This is a genomic window from Chitinophaga barathri (assembly GCF_003807585.1).
Classification (GTDB): domain Bacteria; phylum Bacteroidota; class Bacteroidia; order Chitinophagales; family Chitinophagaceae; genus Chitinophaga; species Chitinophaga barathri.
Genome location: NZ_RMBX01000002.1, coordinates 467,827 through 483,905, shown reverse-complemented (window position 1 = coordinate 483,905; position 16,079 = coordinate 467,827). Strand labels below are relative to the sequence as shown.

Sequence of the window (16,079 nt, the reverse complement as noted above, 5' to 3'; positions counted from 1 at the left end):
ACTGTTATGCGAAATATCAATTATTAATAACTAAAATCAACTTTGTATGAAAAGGATAACGCCCCGGATAGTATATGTCCTTATGCTGTTTGTATCTGTTTTTGCAGCCTCCTGTTCCAAAGACGGCTCCGCCGGTCCCGCAGGCCCTGCCGGCCCCGCAGGCCCCGCTGGTCCCGCTGGCCCGAACGGTGCAAACGGTCAGCCCGGTTCCGCCAATGTGATCTACTCCGCGTGGCTCGACGTGGCGTTTCTCCCTGAAAAAGACCCGGACACCGGCGACACGCTCGCTTTTACCGCCACCATTCCCGCAGCTAAACTCACGAAAGAGATCCTGAACGGGGGCGAAATAAAAGTATACTTCAACTGGGGTACCGCCGTTGAGCCTGAAGTGGATCCGCTGCCGCTGTTCGACATCTACATCGGCGGAGGCCTGAGCTGCACCACCACTTTCTACGAAGGAGAGATATTCATGATCTCGAACTTCGACCTCAGTAGCCGCCTGAACCAGGCAAACGCCAAGGTATTCCAGTTCCGGTACATCCTGATACCCGGCGGCACCACCGCGCGCCAGGCCATCAACTGGAACGATTACAAGGCCGTCAAAGCCTTCCTGGGCCTGAAGGACTAAATATTCTTTTCAGCAAGCCATTATAACAACCCGGCGGAAGATACACACCGTATCTTCCCCGGGTTCTTTTTTGTTACACAGCCCCGGGAATAGTATCTTTCCGTTATGAACACTGCTTTTGAGACCAGTGCATCCTTCGCGCAAAACCGGGATGCGGCTGACGTATTGAATGGATTTAAATCCCGCTTTCATTTCCCGCAGCATGAGGGGAAAGACACTATCTATTTCTGCGGCAACTCACTCGGATTACAGGCGCGCTCGGTGGCCGGCGCTATGCAGCAGGAGTTGGAAGACTGGCAGAACATGGCCGTGGAAGGGTATTTCCGCGCGCGTAACCCCTGGTTGTATTACCAGTACAATTTCAGCGAAACATTATCCGCCATGATGGGCTGCGGCGAAGAAGAAGTAACGGTGATGAATACACTTACCGTAAACCTTCACCTGATCCTTCAGAGCTTTTACCGCCCGGACAAACAACGTTACCGCATCCTGATGGAAGCCGGGGCTTTCCCTTCCGATCAGTATGCTTTGGAAACGCTCGTACGACTGCACGGCTTCAACCCGGACGATGCGATTATCGAAGTGCATCCCAGGGAAGGAGAGAAGTTGTTGCATACGGAAGATATCCTCGCCGCCATTCATCAGCACCGCGATTCTCTTGCTGTGGTACTGATGGGCGGCATCAACTATTACACCGGCCAGTTTTATGATATGCCCGTTATCACTGCCGCAGCGCACGAAGCCGGCGCCTATGCCGGCTGGGACCTGGCGCATGTGGCCGGCAACATCCCGCTGGAGCTGCACAAGTGGGACGTGGATTTTGCGGTATGGTGCTCCTACAAATACCTGAACGGCGGCCCCGGTGCGGCAGGCGGGCTGTACGTGCATGAGCGTTTTGGTAATGATCCGCAGTTCCCCCGCCTCGGCGGCTGGTGGGGCAATGATGAGAAGACCCGTTTCAAAATGGAAAAAGGTTTTATCCCCCGCAACGGCGCGGCCGGCTGGCAGATCAGCACGGCACAGGTGTTTAACATGGTGGCGCTCAAAGCCTCCCTGGAGCTGTTCCGCGAAGCGGGCACTCAGCGCCTGCGCGAAAAAAGCGTACAGCTTACAGCTTATCTTGAATACCTGCTGGGGCAAACCAAACTTCCTTTCGAAGTGATCACCCCGAAAGACCCGCAGCAGCGCGGTGCACAGTTGTCGTTATATTTTCCGCAGAATGGTAAAGCCATCCAGACGCGGATGATGGAAAACGGCATCATCTGCGATTACCGCGAGCCCGGTGTGATCCGCCTGGCGCCCGCACCGCTGTACTGTTCTTATTCGGATGTATTCCGCTTTTACGAAGTATTGCAAACTTTCTGATATGCCCAACGAACAAACCAAAACCTGGCTGGCCCTCGGCGATTCCTATACCATCGGCGAAGGCGTGCCCCTGCATGAGAGTTATCCCTACCAGGCCCTTCAGCTGTTAAGGGCAAACGGTCACCGGTTCCATGCCCCGGAGATCATCGCCAAAACAGGCTGGACAACAGACGAACTGATCAGTCACCTGCTGCACAATACCCGGCTGTTGCCCGCTTACGATTACGTAACACTGCTCATCGGGGTGAACAATCAATACCGGGGCATGAGCGAAACAGACTATGCCGTTACGTTTGAATGGCTGGCCAAAAAAGCGCTGGAACTGACGGTTGCGAAAAACATCACCGTGCTCAGCATCCCGGACTGGGGCGTGACGCCTTTCGCCAAAGAGCGCGATGCCGCGGCTATTCACGATGCCATCGACCGGTTTAATGCCATCAATAAAAAGATCAGCGCGGATTTGGGATTTAATTACGTGGACATCACAGCGGTATACAGGGAAACGGGCGGCAGGCCGGAAAGCGTAGTGGAGGACCAGTTGCATCCTTCTGGGCGGGTGTATGCTTATTGGGCGGAGCAGGTGAGCGGGTATTTGAGGGGATAAAATACTGTTTGTCCCGGAAGCCGGACCGCCGACCCGAAAAAATTGATTTAGAATTAACATTCTGAGCCAAAGCGCATATATTGCTAATATCTATTTTTGACCAAATCCCTGACACCGATGAAAAAGATCGTGCTTATCCTTTTTTTGTTTTCCTTGACCCAACTGTTCAATAATGCATGCGTATTTTCACAAGGGCCGGCTCCTGTGGTACCCGAATTACAAAAAATGATCCCTCCATCATCCGCAGCCATGAGTTTTATACGGTATGGAAATTATCCCGTTGACCTGACGACCGGGGTGCCGGCCATAAGCATTCCCGTATATGAAATCAAGACGCCCAGGACACGCATCCCAATCACGGTAAACTATCATGCCGGAGGTTTTAAACCGGCAAAATACATGGGTATTCTGGGCCTGGGGTGGTCGCTCAGTGCCAACTATATGATATCAAGGGTTGTTCAGGGAGACGCGGACGAAACCGCGCCATTCCCTGATCCGTTCAAATTGGCGAGTGCCATTCAGCCATGGGTTCAATCTGACTATGATTATCTCAATAATATCAATCTTCCGGCGAATTACTTAGGAGCCAAAGACGCTGAGTATGACATATTTTACTACAATCTGCCTTCCGGATCGGGGAAATTTATTTTAAAGAATATTGGCAATAACAAAAAAGCGCCTGTTACAATTCCTTACAGGCCAATACGTATTACGTCTAACGCTCCGGACTTTAACGCTGATTTCCATACCTTTGAAATTACCGACGAAGATGGTGTTACTTACAGGTTCGGGAAGTCGATCGATGGCTTGTACGATCATTATGAAGAAACAAGAACCCCAAGGGGGCCGGGTACATTTAAGACAGGATGGTTTATGACCTCCATCATTTCCGCGGACCGTTCTGATACAGTTCAGTTTAAATATACCGGTACTTTTCAGCAGAAACAACCTGCCGAAGATACCTACACGCTGGAAGACGAATTTAACCAGATACCGCAAAACCCTATAGTTTGCTCGGGCTGTAGTGTTCCGCAAGGCACGCAGACCAGCCTCCGGAGACTGGGTGCAAGCACGAGCTATTATTCAGCAACCATCAGTGAAATTTTATACCGACATGGCCGTATTGTTTTCTCGTATATAACCCCTTCGGGCAGCAATGACGAACAGCTTTCAGCGGTGAGGGTTTACAACGGCAGCAATGAGATATTACAGGAAATAATCCCTGTAATTTCATTTTATCCGCAAAATGCGCCTTATTTCAAACTTGATGAACTACAGTTTAAATCACAAGGGGAAACTCAAAAATACGGGTTCACTTACAATACCTCACACACCCCGCCATCTTACGGCCCGCTTATTACTGCGCTTGATCATTGGGGGTTCTACAATGGCCGCACAAGCAACCAGACCCTCCTGGTCGATCATGAGCTGGTGTCCAACGGGGTTGTTTATCATACCGGTTCCGCAAACAGGGAATCTGATGAGGAGATGATGAAAGTATACATGTTGAATAAAATTACCTATCCAACAGGGGGAACAACGGAATTTGAATTCGAGGCAAACAGGATAGAGGACGGCGTCCTGTCAAATGGCCGGATTGTCGGTGGTTTGAGGATACGGCAAATTATCAATAACAGCGGAGCGGGAAACATAAACAAAAAATATTACAAATATGGCCTTAACGAGTCAGGCAAAGGCAACCTGGTACTTAACCCTGAATTGTCAAGGCTGATAAGATATACTACCAATTCCGTGAATTGCGGTGAATGCCCGAACTATACGTCACTCGTTCGGTCCGTAAGTTCTGAATTCACGGACGGCTCGGGATTGTTTGAAACAGGCCCCGTATTCTATCCGCATGTTACTGAGTACATCGGTGAAGGAAACGAAGTATTAGGCAAAACCGCTTACTTTTTTGAAGAGCCTTCAAATGCATATTCCGGCAACCCCTTTTTCAACTATCTTTCGGTTGTGCACAGCTGGACCGGTAACAATTTGCTTGAAAAGACAGTATTTAAAAAAGATGAGAACGGATTCACACCGGTTGAGAAAGAGATCAACGTATATGTAAAGCGGCAAACTGAGGCGCTGAAGGGCCTTAAAGTCATTCCCGATCTGATGTACCCTGCTTCTGTCTTCGATGTATGGACACATGCCTATCAATTCGGCAAGCAGGCATCGATATTCAGGTATAGCGAGTACACGATCACATCAGGAGTCGCATTGCTACAGGAACGTAAAATGATCAACTACACGGAAGGCGCCACGTTGGAAAGTACCCAATTGTACACTTATGGTACCAGCCATAATAACCCTTTGGAAATATCTACCTTAACCAGCAAGGGTGATAAAAAAATCAACATCGCGAAATATCCGGCGGATTATCCGTTGTTGACGGGCGCAAATGATTTCAGCAAAGGAGTTAAGCTGTTGAAGGATAGGAATATTATAAACCCTTTGATTGAAAACATCCAGTTTACATATCATGGTACGGCTACTAATCCGTCAGCAGTAGAAGCTGTATTATATGGTTATAAACCACAGGTGCCCCAGCTGGATGGTGTTTGGAGCGCGCGGGCATCGAGCTCATCCGTTTCCTTTGTTCCCAGCTTTGTAAGTGCGGATAAAATTGAAACAGACGCCAGTTACCAACAAGAATTGTATTATCCCCGGTACGACACGAAATCGAATATCCTGGAAAGAAAAAACAGAAACGGGATTATGGAGGTTTTTGTATGGGGGTATGAATCTTCATTCCCTGTTGCAAGGCTTCAGAATACAACTTTCGATATCGTAAGCTCACTCATTAACGTTAGTAGTCTTCAATTTCTCACTGGCGAACCGTTAAAACAACAACTGGATATACTTAGAACAATTCCTGGTTGCCTGGCTGAGATTTATACTTATACGCCCAATCTGGGCATTACCAGCGAAACAAACCCATCCGGCAACGTTACCCGTTACGAATATGATAATTTCCAGCGGTTAAAAGTAGTGAGAGACAAGGACGACAAAATACTTAAAGTAATCAATTATAAATATTTCGGGCAGTAGGAGATTCCTTCTTATTCCTGATAAAGTATAAAAAGGTGAATTTGGAGATACAAGTGCTCAAGTCTATATTGTGTTATGTAATCCTGGCTAAATAAAATGACTTTGATGCAGGATACTTCGATTGGCCGTTTGTCTATATTCAGATGACAACGAGTTTGTTAGCATCGCTTTTGGAAATCAAATAAACGAATTTGCATGTCTTATTTTTATTCCCTGACCTCCCGGATTGTTTGTTGCTGTCTTTTGTTGTTATGCGGTTTAAGCGTAGCCGCCCAGAATGCCCCCAATACCAGCACCAGGCCAGCCGCCACCGCAGCTACTTTGCCGGTACCATATTCCAACCCGGCACTAAATTATATCCGTACATGGGAGCCCAGTATGCCTGCAACGGACCCGGCAGTGGTGACCGCCACGGCACGGACGGTTAAGGAAGTAAAACAAACCACGCAATATTTTGACGGCCTGGGCCGCCCCATCCAGCAGGTATCCAAAGGCATGAGCGGTGGTATACTGGTAGACGCCACCGGGGGCAAAGACCTGGTGAGCATGAACGTATATGACGCCTTTGGCCGGGAAACCCGGCAATTCTTGCCCTATATAGAGCAAGGCAGCGGCATTTCTAACAATGGTAATTTTAAAACAAGCCCTTTTACCGGCCAGCGGGATTTTTACCAGAACTCCGGGTTGAATCCCGGGGCAGTGGGAGAATCCATCTACTATAGCCGTACAGATTTTGAAACCTCACCTTTAAACCGCGTATTGCGGACGTACGCACCCGGCAACAGCTGGGCCCTGGAAGGAGGCAACCGGCCGGTCAGCCTGCAATACCTGGTAAATGCGGCCACGGATGCTGTGCGGATCTGGAACATGCCGGCCAGTGGCACGATCCCGACCAGCGCGGCCGGCCGTGTATATGGCGCGGGAGAGCTGTATAAAAATGTATCGCAGGATGAAGCCGGTAACCAGCTGGTGGAATACAAAGATAAAGAAGGCCGCATCATCCTGAGAAAAGTGCAGTCGGCAACTACTCCGGGTGCGGACCATACCGGTTGGCTGTGTACCTATTACGTGTACGATGACCTCAGCAATCTCCGTTTTGTGATCCCGCCGCGGGCGGTGGAGTTGATCAGCAGCAGCTGGGTGATCAGTACCGCTATTGCTACTGATCTTTGTTTCCAATACCAATACGACGAACGCCGGCGTATGACTGAAAAACAGGCCCCGGGCGCGGGCATTGTGCAGATGGTCTATGACCTTCGCGACCGGCTGGTATTCACCCAGGATGCTGTGCAAGGGGGCAAAACACCCACCCGCGAATGGCTGGTCATATTTTATGATGCGCTGAACCGCCCGGTGATGACAGCGCTATATCCTTCCAACTCCACGCGTGCGCAGCTGCAAACGGCGATGAACAGTGCTACGGCCGGTGGTTCATTGAGTTACACCGCACCAGGCATTGCGGACCTGGTGCTGGGCAACAGGAAAGTGGGACTGACAGGGTATAAAGCCACGAACAGCATCACCTTCCAGGATGGTTTTGAAAGCGAGACAGCCGCAGAGTTTGTGGCTGAGATTGACCCAAGCCTGCTGGGACTGACCACGCAGGTGGCAGTGACCAATCCGCTGCCAAGCATTACCGGCTATCAGCCACTAACCTACACTTTTTACGATAATTACAATTATACCGGTAGCCACGGCCTTGAAACGGCGGACCTTTCCAAACCCCAGGCCGGCACCAATCCCTACGCAGAGACAGCTGCCGCCAGCACCATGACGCAGGGACTGACAACCGGTACCAGGGTAAAGGTGCTGGGTACCACGGACCAATGGCTCACCACTACGATACGGTATGATAACAAAGGCCGTGTCATTCAAACGATCAGCGATAATGCCGGTGGTGGGAAGGAAATTACCACGAGCCTCTACGACTTTAACGGCAAAGTGTTGAGCACTTACCTGCGTCATACCAACCCACGCAGTGGGGCTACGCCGCAGACCACTGTACTGACGATGAACCTTTATGACGCTACCGGGCGGCTGCGCTCCGTGAAGAAAAAACTCAATGACAATGCCGCACTGGAAAGAACGGTGGCCATGATAGACTACGACGAACTGGGCCAGCTGAAAGAAAAGAAACTGGGTGTAACGAGCGCTTCGGCACAGCTGGAGAAGCTTGCCTATGAATATAACATCCGCGGCTGGCTCAAAGGGATCAACAAAGCCTACGTCACCACCTCCGGGAGCACTGCGAACTGGTTCGGCCAGGAGCTGAGCTACGATTACGGGTTTGCGGTGAATCAGTATAACGCTAATGTTGCCGGTACCCAATGGAAAAGCGGGGGCGATAACATTCAGCGGGCCTACGGGTTCGGGTATGATAAAAGCAACCGGCTGACCTCCGCGGACTTCAACCAGGTAAATGCGAGTACGACCATCTGGCAGAAGAATCTCGTTGACTTCAGCGTGAGCAACCTGGCTTATGATGCCAGCGGCAATATTATGTCTATGACACAGAAAGGCTTAAAAGCCGGGGCGATCGCCACGATAGACCAGCTCAGTTATGCCTACTACAACACTAATAACGCCAGCAACCGGCTACGGTTTGTGCGTGATAATGTCAATGACGTCACGGGCGCGCTGGGTGACTTTAAAGAACCCGTGGCCAATAACAGTTCCAACCAGAGCGCCGCTACCACAGACTTCGACTATAGCTACGATCTGAACGGCAACCTGACGGCGGATAAAAACAAAGAGATCACAGCCATCGTATACAATCACCTGAACCTTCCGCAGACGATCACGCTTACGGGTAAGGGCACCATTGCGTACCAGTATGATGCAACAGGGAACAAACTGAAAAAGACGGTCACCGACAATACGGCCAACCCCGTCAAAGTGACAACTACGGATTACATAAGCGGCATGGTCTACGAAGATGATGTACTGCAACTGTTGGGTCACGAGGAAGGCCGCATCCGGACGGTGATGGAACAGGGCCAGCCTGTGCAGTATGAATATGACTATTTTGTAAAGGACCACCTGGGCAACATCCGGGTAGTACTTACTGAACAGGACGACTTCTCTATGTACATGGCAAGTATGGAACCGGAAAGTGCGGCCAAAGAAAATGCGTTGTTCAGTAACATTGATGTTTCCCGGACCTCTAAACCGGTGGGTTACCCGCAGGACGCGACCACGGAGGAAAATGGGTTTGTAGCCAAACTGAACGGGCAGCAGCCTGATAAAAAGATCGGGCCGAGCCTGGTACTGAAAGTAATGACGGGCGATACGATCCAGATCGGGGCCAAAGCCTTTTATAAATCCGGCCCCGTACAGAAGACCAAAAACGTGGTACCGCAGGATATGCTGGCCGCCCTGGTCAGTGCCTTCGGCAACGGCAGCAGCACGGCAGAGCCTGGCCACGGCGCTACGGCAAGGGCGGTGAACAATACACCATTTAATAACGACTTTAACGATATCTATCAGCGGCTGAAAGAAAAAGACAAAGACGCCTCCAACCCGCAGCGGCCGAAAGCCTACCTGAATTTTGTGTTATTCGACGAACAGTTTAACTTGGTGGAAGATAACAGCGGGGTGAAACAGGTGCAGGCTACCCCGGATGAACTGCAAACGCTGGCGCAGGATAAGATGGTAATGAAGAAGAGCGGCTTCCTGTATGTGTATACGAGCAATGAAAGCCCACAGGACGTGTATTTTGATAATGTGATGGTACTGGCCCTCCCGGGTCCTATGCTGGAGGAGACGCATTATTACCCTTACGGCCTCACCATGGCGGGGATCAGTACGGATGCTACGCATGCCAGGCTGAGGAATAAGTACCGCTACAACGGGAAGGAATTACAGCATAAGGAGTTCAGTAACGGCAGTGGGCTGGAATGGTATGATTATGGGGCCAGGATGTATGATCAGCAGATCGGCAGATGGCATGTGATCGATCCATTGGCGGACTTGATGAGAAGACATTCACCTTATAACTATGGATTTGATAATCCAATACGGTTTATCGATCCGGATGGCATGGGGCCTGATGATATAATACTCGCCGGAAGCTCAGCGTTCGTGCAGAAAACGTTACACGATATGCGGCGTGCGACAGGGCTGGATCTTGTCCTTCTAACGGATGGCAGGGTCGTTGAATCCGGAAGGACTTCCGCAATAATAAAAAATAGATCTGCTGACCTTGTAAGCACACTAATTAACTCATCTCATACGGCGACTATTTCGGAAGCTTCAGTGCCTGGAGATAACTTCACGGATGTGGCCAGGCCGGAAGATGGCATAAACGCAGCATCAGTATTGGATGGTGGCACAGGTAAAGGGGCTGATGCTGTAGTTGAATACGATCCAAATGCTAAAGGCGAAAATATCCAAAATGAGGATGGTTCCACCGGAAGACCTGGATATATTGGCTTGATGCATGAATTAATACATGTAAGGAATATGTTCAATGGGAATGTGGATACAAGAGAAGCAAAAAACGTAAAAGATCCGGATCATCCTGAGCTTAGGGATCTTACCAATGAAGAAATAAAAGTACGTACCCTCGAGAATGAAATTAGAAAGGAGCATAATATTCCGCTCAGGAAAATACCGACAGTTAGATTTAATCATGAGCCTGAGAAACCTAAAATTGATCCTAAGAAATTACCTCAAATGGGAAGACCACCTTTTAATTAGAATTTTAGATATGAATATTATAAATCTGTATTGCTGGTTTGCCAGTTTATTCATTCCAATTCATCAACCGGATATTGATTCTGTTTATTTATCCTGGAATGATGTTACCTTATATGCACTTAATAATCGCATGATCAGGGCTACAGACAGCCCGTCAGACCGGCAATTCTATACAGATCAGATGGAATCACTGGCTAAAAGGAGACAATTGGTGCCGGGTGAAATAATTAAATCATCCGCCAGGTACGTGTTTTTAAGACATCTTAAACAGGATTTACCCGATTTTTCCGAGAGCTTTTTTATTGTAGAACTGGAAAGAAGAGGGGAAGTGAATATCTCCTATAAATTTGTACTGGATTGCATTGATACAACGCATTCATTGTTATACGGATTCAAAGAGAATAATGGGAAATGGGAGAAGATCTTCAGTAAAGATGTGAAACTGCATATTAATAAGGATTTGAATCAGCAGCATATAAAACGTTTTCAGGGCATCAACAGGGACGAAATAATTGCTACTTACTTTGAAAAAGGTAAAGCGGTATCTGCCGAGTATTTCCGGGATCGTACTATTTCGGGAAACAGCTTTCTGATTGAATTAATAGCTAATTATTTCCCATCTTACAGTAAGAAATAATTCCCCGGGTATATCAGAAAATGAGGGAACATTGACCATCCGGAGAGATGGGGCCGGTAAACGGAACTCTTTCACGCCCGCTTCGAACGTGGTTTTCTTCATTACCTTATTAAAATTAAAGTATGTTGAAGTTGTTGACGTTATTGTATCTGACGGGTTTGAAGACTGTGTTTGTGCCGCAAAATAATGATTCGCTGCTAAATAAAACCTTCCTCCTTTGGAATCATGTTACGTTGAAATCCCTCGAAGGGCAATATGCGGTGGCTGCCAAGGATAGGCAAAAAAAAGATTATGACAACAGGATATTCGGATTTAAAGCATTGATGGAACTGGATGATGCCAAAAGTGTGAACAAAAACTCTCTTCGTTATCTTTTCCTCCAGCAGGTACTCCCACGGATAAAAAGCAAGAATGTATTCATTGTGGAAGCGAATATGATGGCTAGTGTTCACGTGCTTCGAAATTTTTTGATCTATAAAGCTGATAATGATACCTCTATGGTAGAATTGTATATTTATTTGAGAGAGAAAGGATGGTATAAAAAAGGATCAACCAGGATTCATGGGTTAAAGTTTGATACTCCCTTAAGCCAATATCTGGTAAGTTTCGGAAAGGGTTTCACATATGAAGATGTAATTATTAGCCATTTTGGAACCGACAATGAAATTACAATTACCTCTGAGTATTATCTGTTTACAACATTGTCCGCAGAAAGTGACGTAAAGAAACTGTTGGATATGTATGATCAAAACGCTTTTGACAGTCACTAATTATTAACTAGAGGTCTGGCTGGAAGAGACGCATTATTATCCGTATGGCCTCACTATGGCAGGAATCAGTACGGATGTTACATATGAGAGCGTAGTAGAGGACCAGCTGCATCCTTCGGGGTGGGTGTATGCTTATTGGGCGGAGCAGGTGAGTGGGTATTTGAGGGGGTAAGTATTTTCAGGCATTGATTTTTGTTAACCTAACCACCAAAACAGTGAATAATAACGGGAAGATTTACGACACTACAGAAGTAAGAGGTAAAAGGAACATTCAATACTTTTTTATAAGTAAGGGAAATGTTGATATCATCAAAGTGATTGACTTGTCTTATGTGGAAACTATTAATGGTGAGGATATTTATAATTTTGGCTTTGGTGATTATAATATTACGGAAGATGAAATTATTGATGATGTAAGTACCAACAATGGTGATGTGTATACAGTATTTAATACAGTACTCAGTGTAATTCCTAAGTTTTTTGAGCTCAATGTTACAGCTACTTTGATGGTGCAGGGAAGCGATAGCAGATCTCGATACAAGGAGGCATGCCGGCAGAATTGCAGAAAAAAATGCGGGGAGCGATGTAAAGACCTTCATAGGAGAATCGGAGTTTACAGGAATTACGTTGAGAAGAATTTTAAGGTACTAAGTAAAGAGTATGTGTTTTGGGGTGGAATAGAGGTGGCTGGTAATCAAATAATTAGAGAGTTTTATGCACCGGGCGTAGATTATGATATTGTTTTTGTAGCTAAAAAAGTTAACTTAGTAATATGAAAACTAAAGAAAATAATTCCAAAAATTTGGTAAGCATACCAGAGAATTCTCTTTTGGCTTTAGTTGCTTTTAAGTTGAAAGACCGCGTACTGTTTCCGGAAAAGATCGAGGAAGCAAAGAAGTACCTCAAAAACATGAAGGTAGTTGCCAGATATTAAAATCTTTATAAAAGCTATTGCTTTATCTTAATAGAAGGGCCTCCAGATTTGGAGGCCCTTCTTAGTTTTAGTCCGGATTCCAAACATCCGCACTGAAAGTGCAGAGAATTTTAGTTATCGTCTGTCATGTCCTAAGATTTGATCAGGCTGGTTTCCGTTTGTTAATGGATACGCAAAGAAAATACTGGAAAGTGGCGCTTAGCAACCGCCTATATTATTGATAAGTAATAATTTATACCAATTTCCTGTTCCATATATTTCGCAAATCCACCCCCCATTTTGATATCCTCCAAAATATCCTACATTTGCACTCCTGTCCGGGCCGCCCCGGGCATTATTTTAATGCAGGTCCCTGTACTGAACGCGTCCTTTGGCCTGAAATACAGGGTTTACTATCTTTATGGAGTGCTATAACCTTTTAAAACTGTATAATGCAATTTCTGGATTTTGAAAAACCAATTGCTGATCTGTACGATCAACTGGCGAAACTGAGAGAGAGCGGCGATAAGTCTGGTGTGGACGTTTCCGCTACAGTAAAGGAGTACGAACAAAAAATCACCGACACTCAACAGCAGATCTATAACAATCTTTCCAGCTGGCAGAAAGTGCAGCTGAGCCGTCATCCGGACCGTCCTTACACACTGGAATATATCGAACGCATGACCACCAATTTCGTGGAATTGCACGGTGACCGGAACGTAAAGGACGACAAAGCCATGGTAGGCGGATTTGCAGACCTGGACGGCGAAACCTGCATGTTCATCGGGCAGCAGAAAGGCATCAACACCAAAATGCGCCAGATACGCAACTTTGGTATGGCCAATCCCGAGGGTTACCGCAAAGCCCTCCGCCTCATGAAACTCGCGGAAAGGTTTAACAAACCGATCATCACCCTCATCGATACCCCCGGCGCATATCCCGGTCTTGAAGCGGAAGAACGCGGCCAGGGCGAAGCCATTGCCCGCAACCTCTTTGAAATGGTAAAGCTCCGCGTGCCCGTGATCTGCGTGATCATCGGCGAAGGCGCTTCCGGCGGCGCACTCGGCATCGGTATCGGCGACAGGATATTTATGCTGGAAAACAGCTGGTACACCGTTATTTCCCCGGAAAACTGCTCCACCATCCTCTGGAGAAGCTGGAACTTCAAGGAAAAAGCGGCGGAAGAGCTGAAGCTCACCTCCGGCTACATGAGCCAGTTCGGCCTCGTGGACGGGGTGATCAAAGAACCCATCGGCGGCGCACATGCCAATCATGAAGAAATGGCCGTGCTCCTGAAGGAAAAACTGAAAGCCACGCTGAAAGAACTGAAGCAGATAGAACCGGATACCCGCATCGAGCAACGGATTGAGAAATTCTCGAATATGGGCTTTTATGAAGAGCGTTGAATAAAATAACGGCCTTTTATTGCGCGAACCGGATCTAATTTCAATCTTTGCAATTATTTCCAGGCCGCAAAAAGGCTATTGATACAGATTTGATATGTTACAGGACCAATTGAGGGGCACCGGCGTCGCGCTGGTCACACCTTTTACTACGCAGGAAACGATCGACTGGCACAGTCTTGAAAGACTGATAGACCACGTGATCAAAGGCGGTGTGGATTATGTAGTTACATTAGGCACCACCGGGGAGACACCTACGCTTTCATCAGAAGAAAAGCTGGACCTTATCAACTTCACATTTGAAAAGGTAAACAAGCGGGTGCCTGTAGTAGTAGGAATTGGAGACTATAACACCTACGATGTCGTAAAGCGCCTCGAAACCTGTCCGCTGGACGAAGCCGCCGCTGTACTCAGCGTTGCGCCTTATTACAGCAAACCCACACAGGAAGGCATTTACCAGCACTATAAGGCCATTGCCGCCGCTTCTCCCAAACCCATCATTCTCTACAACGTTCCCGGCCGCACCGGTCGCAATATGACCGCGGAAACCACCCTGCGCATCGCGAAAGAAGTAGAGAACGTGATCGCGATGAAAGAAGCATCCGGCGATATGATACAGTGCATGGAGATCATCGCCCGCAAACCGAAAGGATTCCTGGTGATCAGCGGGGACGATGCCGTGGCATTCCCGCAGCTGGCCTGTGGTATGGACGGTGTCATATCCGTTGCCGCGAACTATTTCGCAAAGGATTTTTCCTCCATGGTAAGGGCCGCGCTGGAAGAGAACTATACCGAAGCCCGCCGCCTGCATTACAAAATGCTGGAAGGTTTCGACCTGATGTTCGCGGAAAACAACCCCGCCGGCATCAAAGCATTCCTGCACTACGACAAGCTCGTGGAAAACGTGTTCCGCCTGCCGGTAGTGCCCGTTACCGAAAGCCTGCAAAGCAGGATCAGCGCCTACCTGAAAGCATACAACAAAGCGGGCTCGCTCGTTTAATCATTCGTTCTTCACGGGGACCAGTAAATGGATTTCCCGTAAAAATAACTGCAAGCCGGATGTGGGGTTTTCCTCCTCCGGCTTTTGTTTTTCCAGCCGGCCCTGCGCGTTTACAACGACAGGATGTGGGGCGGGCATTATTCTTACCGCAAACGGATGGCTCTGGCTGGCATCTGCCGTTTCCTGCAAAGCTGCTTCCACGGCTCCTCCGGGGATTGCCGCTGTGATCATTTTTTCCTGCATTTCCTGCGGAGCGCCTGTCTCTCTTCGTTTTGTTTCCGCCGGGTCCGGCGCTGCGATTGGTTCATCCGCTGCCACACTTCTTTCCATTTCCTGCGGCGCAGTTGGTTCGCCGGCTGTCACCTTTTTTTCCTTTTCCTGCGGAACAACAGATATCTGCTGTGTTATTATCTCCGGCTGGAACATCGCCTTCAGTTCCGCTTCCAGCCGCTCTTCCGCGCATCCGGTCTTCAGCAGCCGCAGCCCCGTGCTCACCATTTTGCGGAAAAAGGTCACGTCCTGTTCCTTCACACGCAGCGTACGGTAAATACGCCCTGCCGCCGCGGAAGCCAGGCCCATCCTGCGGGAATACATTCTTGTCCGCTCAAACCGCCAGTCCGTTTTGACTCGTTTGCCGCTCAGCGAGCTTTTGCCGCGGGCGTAATATTGCCCGTTCATTTCGTAAAAAGTAATGTTGCCGATAGTACCGACAATCGGGATCACTCCCATTTGTTTAGCCATAAAAATTGTTTTGGTTTAAAAAATCTTGTTGTCTCCGGGCAATATACCGGTGTACCGCGTCCCCTCCAAATCAACTGACCGTTTTGACCGGTTTTTACCGGTTTTTGCAGGTTTTTGCACCCCTGGTTTCCGTTATTCCGGTGGTTTTTCAGGCAAAGCAGAAGGGACGTAGTTCCCGGGAATACCTCGTTCCCCGAAAATATCATTTCACCGGTAATTCTTTTCCTGGAGCAGATCAGGGCTTTGTACCGGCCGCTTCCTGCCTC

Annotated in this window: 12 protein-coding genes; 11 read left to right on the top strand and 1 reads right to left on the bottom strand. The window is 48.2% G+C overall.

The features are described 5' to 3' along the window. Positions 1 to 46 precede the first annotated feature (46 nt). The 11 genes from EG028_RS05095 (at position 47) to dapA (ending at position 15,072) form a co-directional block, all read left to right on the top strand. Positions 47 to 628, top strand: a complete 582-nt coding sequence (locus EG028_RS05095; RefSeq protein ID WP_120515289.1) for a hypothetical protein — start codon at positions 47 to 49, stop codon at positions 626 to 628. A gap of 105 nt (positions 629 to 733) precedes the next feature. Further along, entirely contained in the window at positions 734 to 1,993 is a 1,260-nt protein-coding gene (gene kynU / locus EG028_RS05090; protein ID WP_120515290.1) for a kynureninase, read from the top strand. A 1-nt stretch (position 1,994) separates the two neighbouring features. Next, complete coding sequence (locus tag EG028_RS05085) at positions 1,995 to 2,597, top strand: SGNH/GDSL hydrolase family protein (protein WP_206614385.1); 603 nt, start codon at positions 1,995 to 1,997, stop codon at positions 2,595 to 2,597. A gap of 117 nt (positions 2,598 to 2,714) precedes the next feature. After that, complete coding sequence (locus EG028_RS05080) at positions 2,715 to 5,651, top strand: RHS repeat domain-containing protein (RefSeq protein ID WP_120515291.1); 2,937 nt, start codon at positions 2,715 to 2,717, stop codon at positions 5,649 to 5,651. 195 nt (positions 5,652 to 5,846) lie between these two features. Further along, the gene (locus EG028_RS05075; RefSeq protein WP_123864565.1) at positions 5,847 to 10,349 is read left to right on the top strand and encodes a DUF6443 domain-containing protein; all 4,503 of its coding nucleotides are present in this window, start codon (positions 5,847 to 5,849) and stop codon (positions 10,347 to 10,349) included. A gap of 10 nt (positions 10,350 to 10,359) precedes the next feature. Next, positions 10,360 to 10,986 (top strand): hypothetical protein, encoded by a 627-nt coding sequence (locus tag EG028_RS05070; protein WP_162946286.1) that lies wholly within the window; start codon positions 10,360 to 10,362, stop codon positions 10,984 to 10,986. Between the two features lie 122 nt (positions 10,987 to 11,108). Next, entirely contained in the window at positions 11,109 to 11,756 is a 648-nt protein-coding gene (locus tag EG028_RS05065; RefSeq protein WP_120515293.1) for a hypothetical protein, read from the top strand. A 215-nt stretch (positions 11,757 to 11,971) separates the two neighbouring features. Continuing rightward, positions 11,972 to 12,532 (top strand): DUF6934 family protein, encoded by a 561-nt coding sequence (locus tag EG028_RS05060; protein ID WP_123864563.1) that lies wholly within the window; start codon positions 11,972 to 11,974, stop codon positions 12,530 to 12,532. After that, entirely contained in the window at positions 12,529 to 12,690 is a 162-nt protein-coding gene (locus EG028_RS27630) for a hypothetical protein (RefSeq protein ID WP_162946287.1), read from the top strand. Before EG028_RS05060 ends, EG028_RS27630 begins: the two co-directional genes overlap by 4 nt. A 431-nt stretch (positions 12,691 to 13,121) precedes the next feature. Further along, positions 13,122 to 14,075: an acetyl-CoA carboxylase carboxyltransferase subunit alpha gene (locus EG028_RS05055; protein ID WP_120515295.1), complete on the top strand. Its 954-nt coding sequence runs from the start codon at positions 13,122 to 13,124 to the stop codon at positions 14,073 to 14,075. 94 nt (positions 14,076 to 14,169) lie between these two features. Further along, the gene (gene dapA, locus EG028_RS05050) at positions 14,170 to 15,072 is read left to right on the top strand and encodes a 4-hydroxy-tetrahydrodipicolinate synthase (RefSeq protein ID WP_120515296.1); all 903 of its coding nucleotides are present in this window, start codon (positions 14,170 to 14,172) and stop codon (positions 15,070 to 15,072) included. Here the strand turns inward: dapA and EG028_RS05045 are convergent, their stop codons facing one another. After that, on the bottom strand, positions 15,073 to 15,813 hold the full coding sequence (locus tag EG028_RS05045) for a hypothetical protein (protein ID WP_123864562.1): 741 nt from the start codon (positions 15,811 to 15,813) through the stop codon (positions 15,073 to 15,075). Positions 15,814 to 16,079 lie beyond the last annotated feature (266 nt).

Coding starts and splice junctions, on each gene's coding strand:
- EG028_RS05095 (WP_120515289.1), top strand. CDS start 47: ATGAAAAGGATAACGCCCCGGATAGTATATGTCCTTATGCTGTTTGTA.
- kynU (WP_120515290.1), top strand. CDS start 734: ATGAACACTGCTTTTGAGACCAGTGCATCCTTCGCGCAAAACCGGGAT.
- EG028_RS05085 (WP_206614385.1), top strand. CDS start 1,995: ATGCCCAACGAACAAACCAAAACCTGGCTGGCCCTCGGCGATTCCTAT.
- EG028_RS05080 (WP_120515291.1), top strand. CDS start 2,715: ATGAAAAAGATCGTGCTTATCCTTTTTTTGTTTTCCTTGACCCAACTG.
- EG028_RS05075 (WP_123864565.1), top strand. CDS start 5,847: ATGTCTTATTTTTATTCCCTGACCTCCCGGATTGTTTGTTGCTGTCTT.
- EG028_RS05070 (WP_162946286.1), top strand. CDS start 10,360: ATGAATATTATAAATCTGTATTGCTGGTTTGCCAGTTTATTCATTCCA.
- EG028_RS05065 (WP_120515293.1), top strand. CDS start 11,109: ATGTTGAAGTTGTTGACGTTATTGTATCTGACGGGTTTGAAGACTGTG.
- EG028_RS27630 (WP_162946287.1), top strand. CDS start 12,529: ATGAAAACTAAAGAAAATAATTCCAAAAATTTGGTAAGCATACCAGAG.
- EG028_RS05055 (WP_120515295.1), top strand. CDS start 13,122: ATGCAATTTCTGGATTTTGAAAAACCAATTGCTGATCTGTACGATCAA.
- dapA (WP_120515296.1), top strand. CDS start 14,170: ATGTTACAGGACCAATTGAGGGGCACCGGCGTCGCGCTGGTCACACCT.
- EG028_RS05045 (WP_123864562.1), bottom strand. CDS start 15,813: ATGGCTAAACAAATGGGAGTGATCCCGATTGTCGGTACTATCGGCAAC.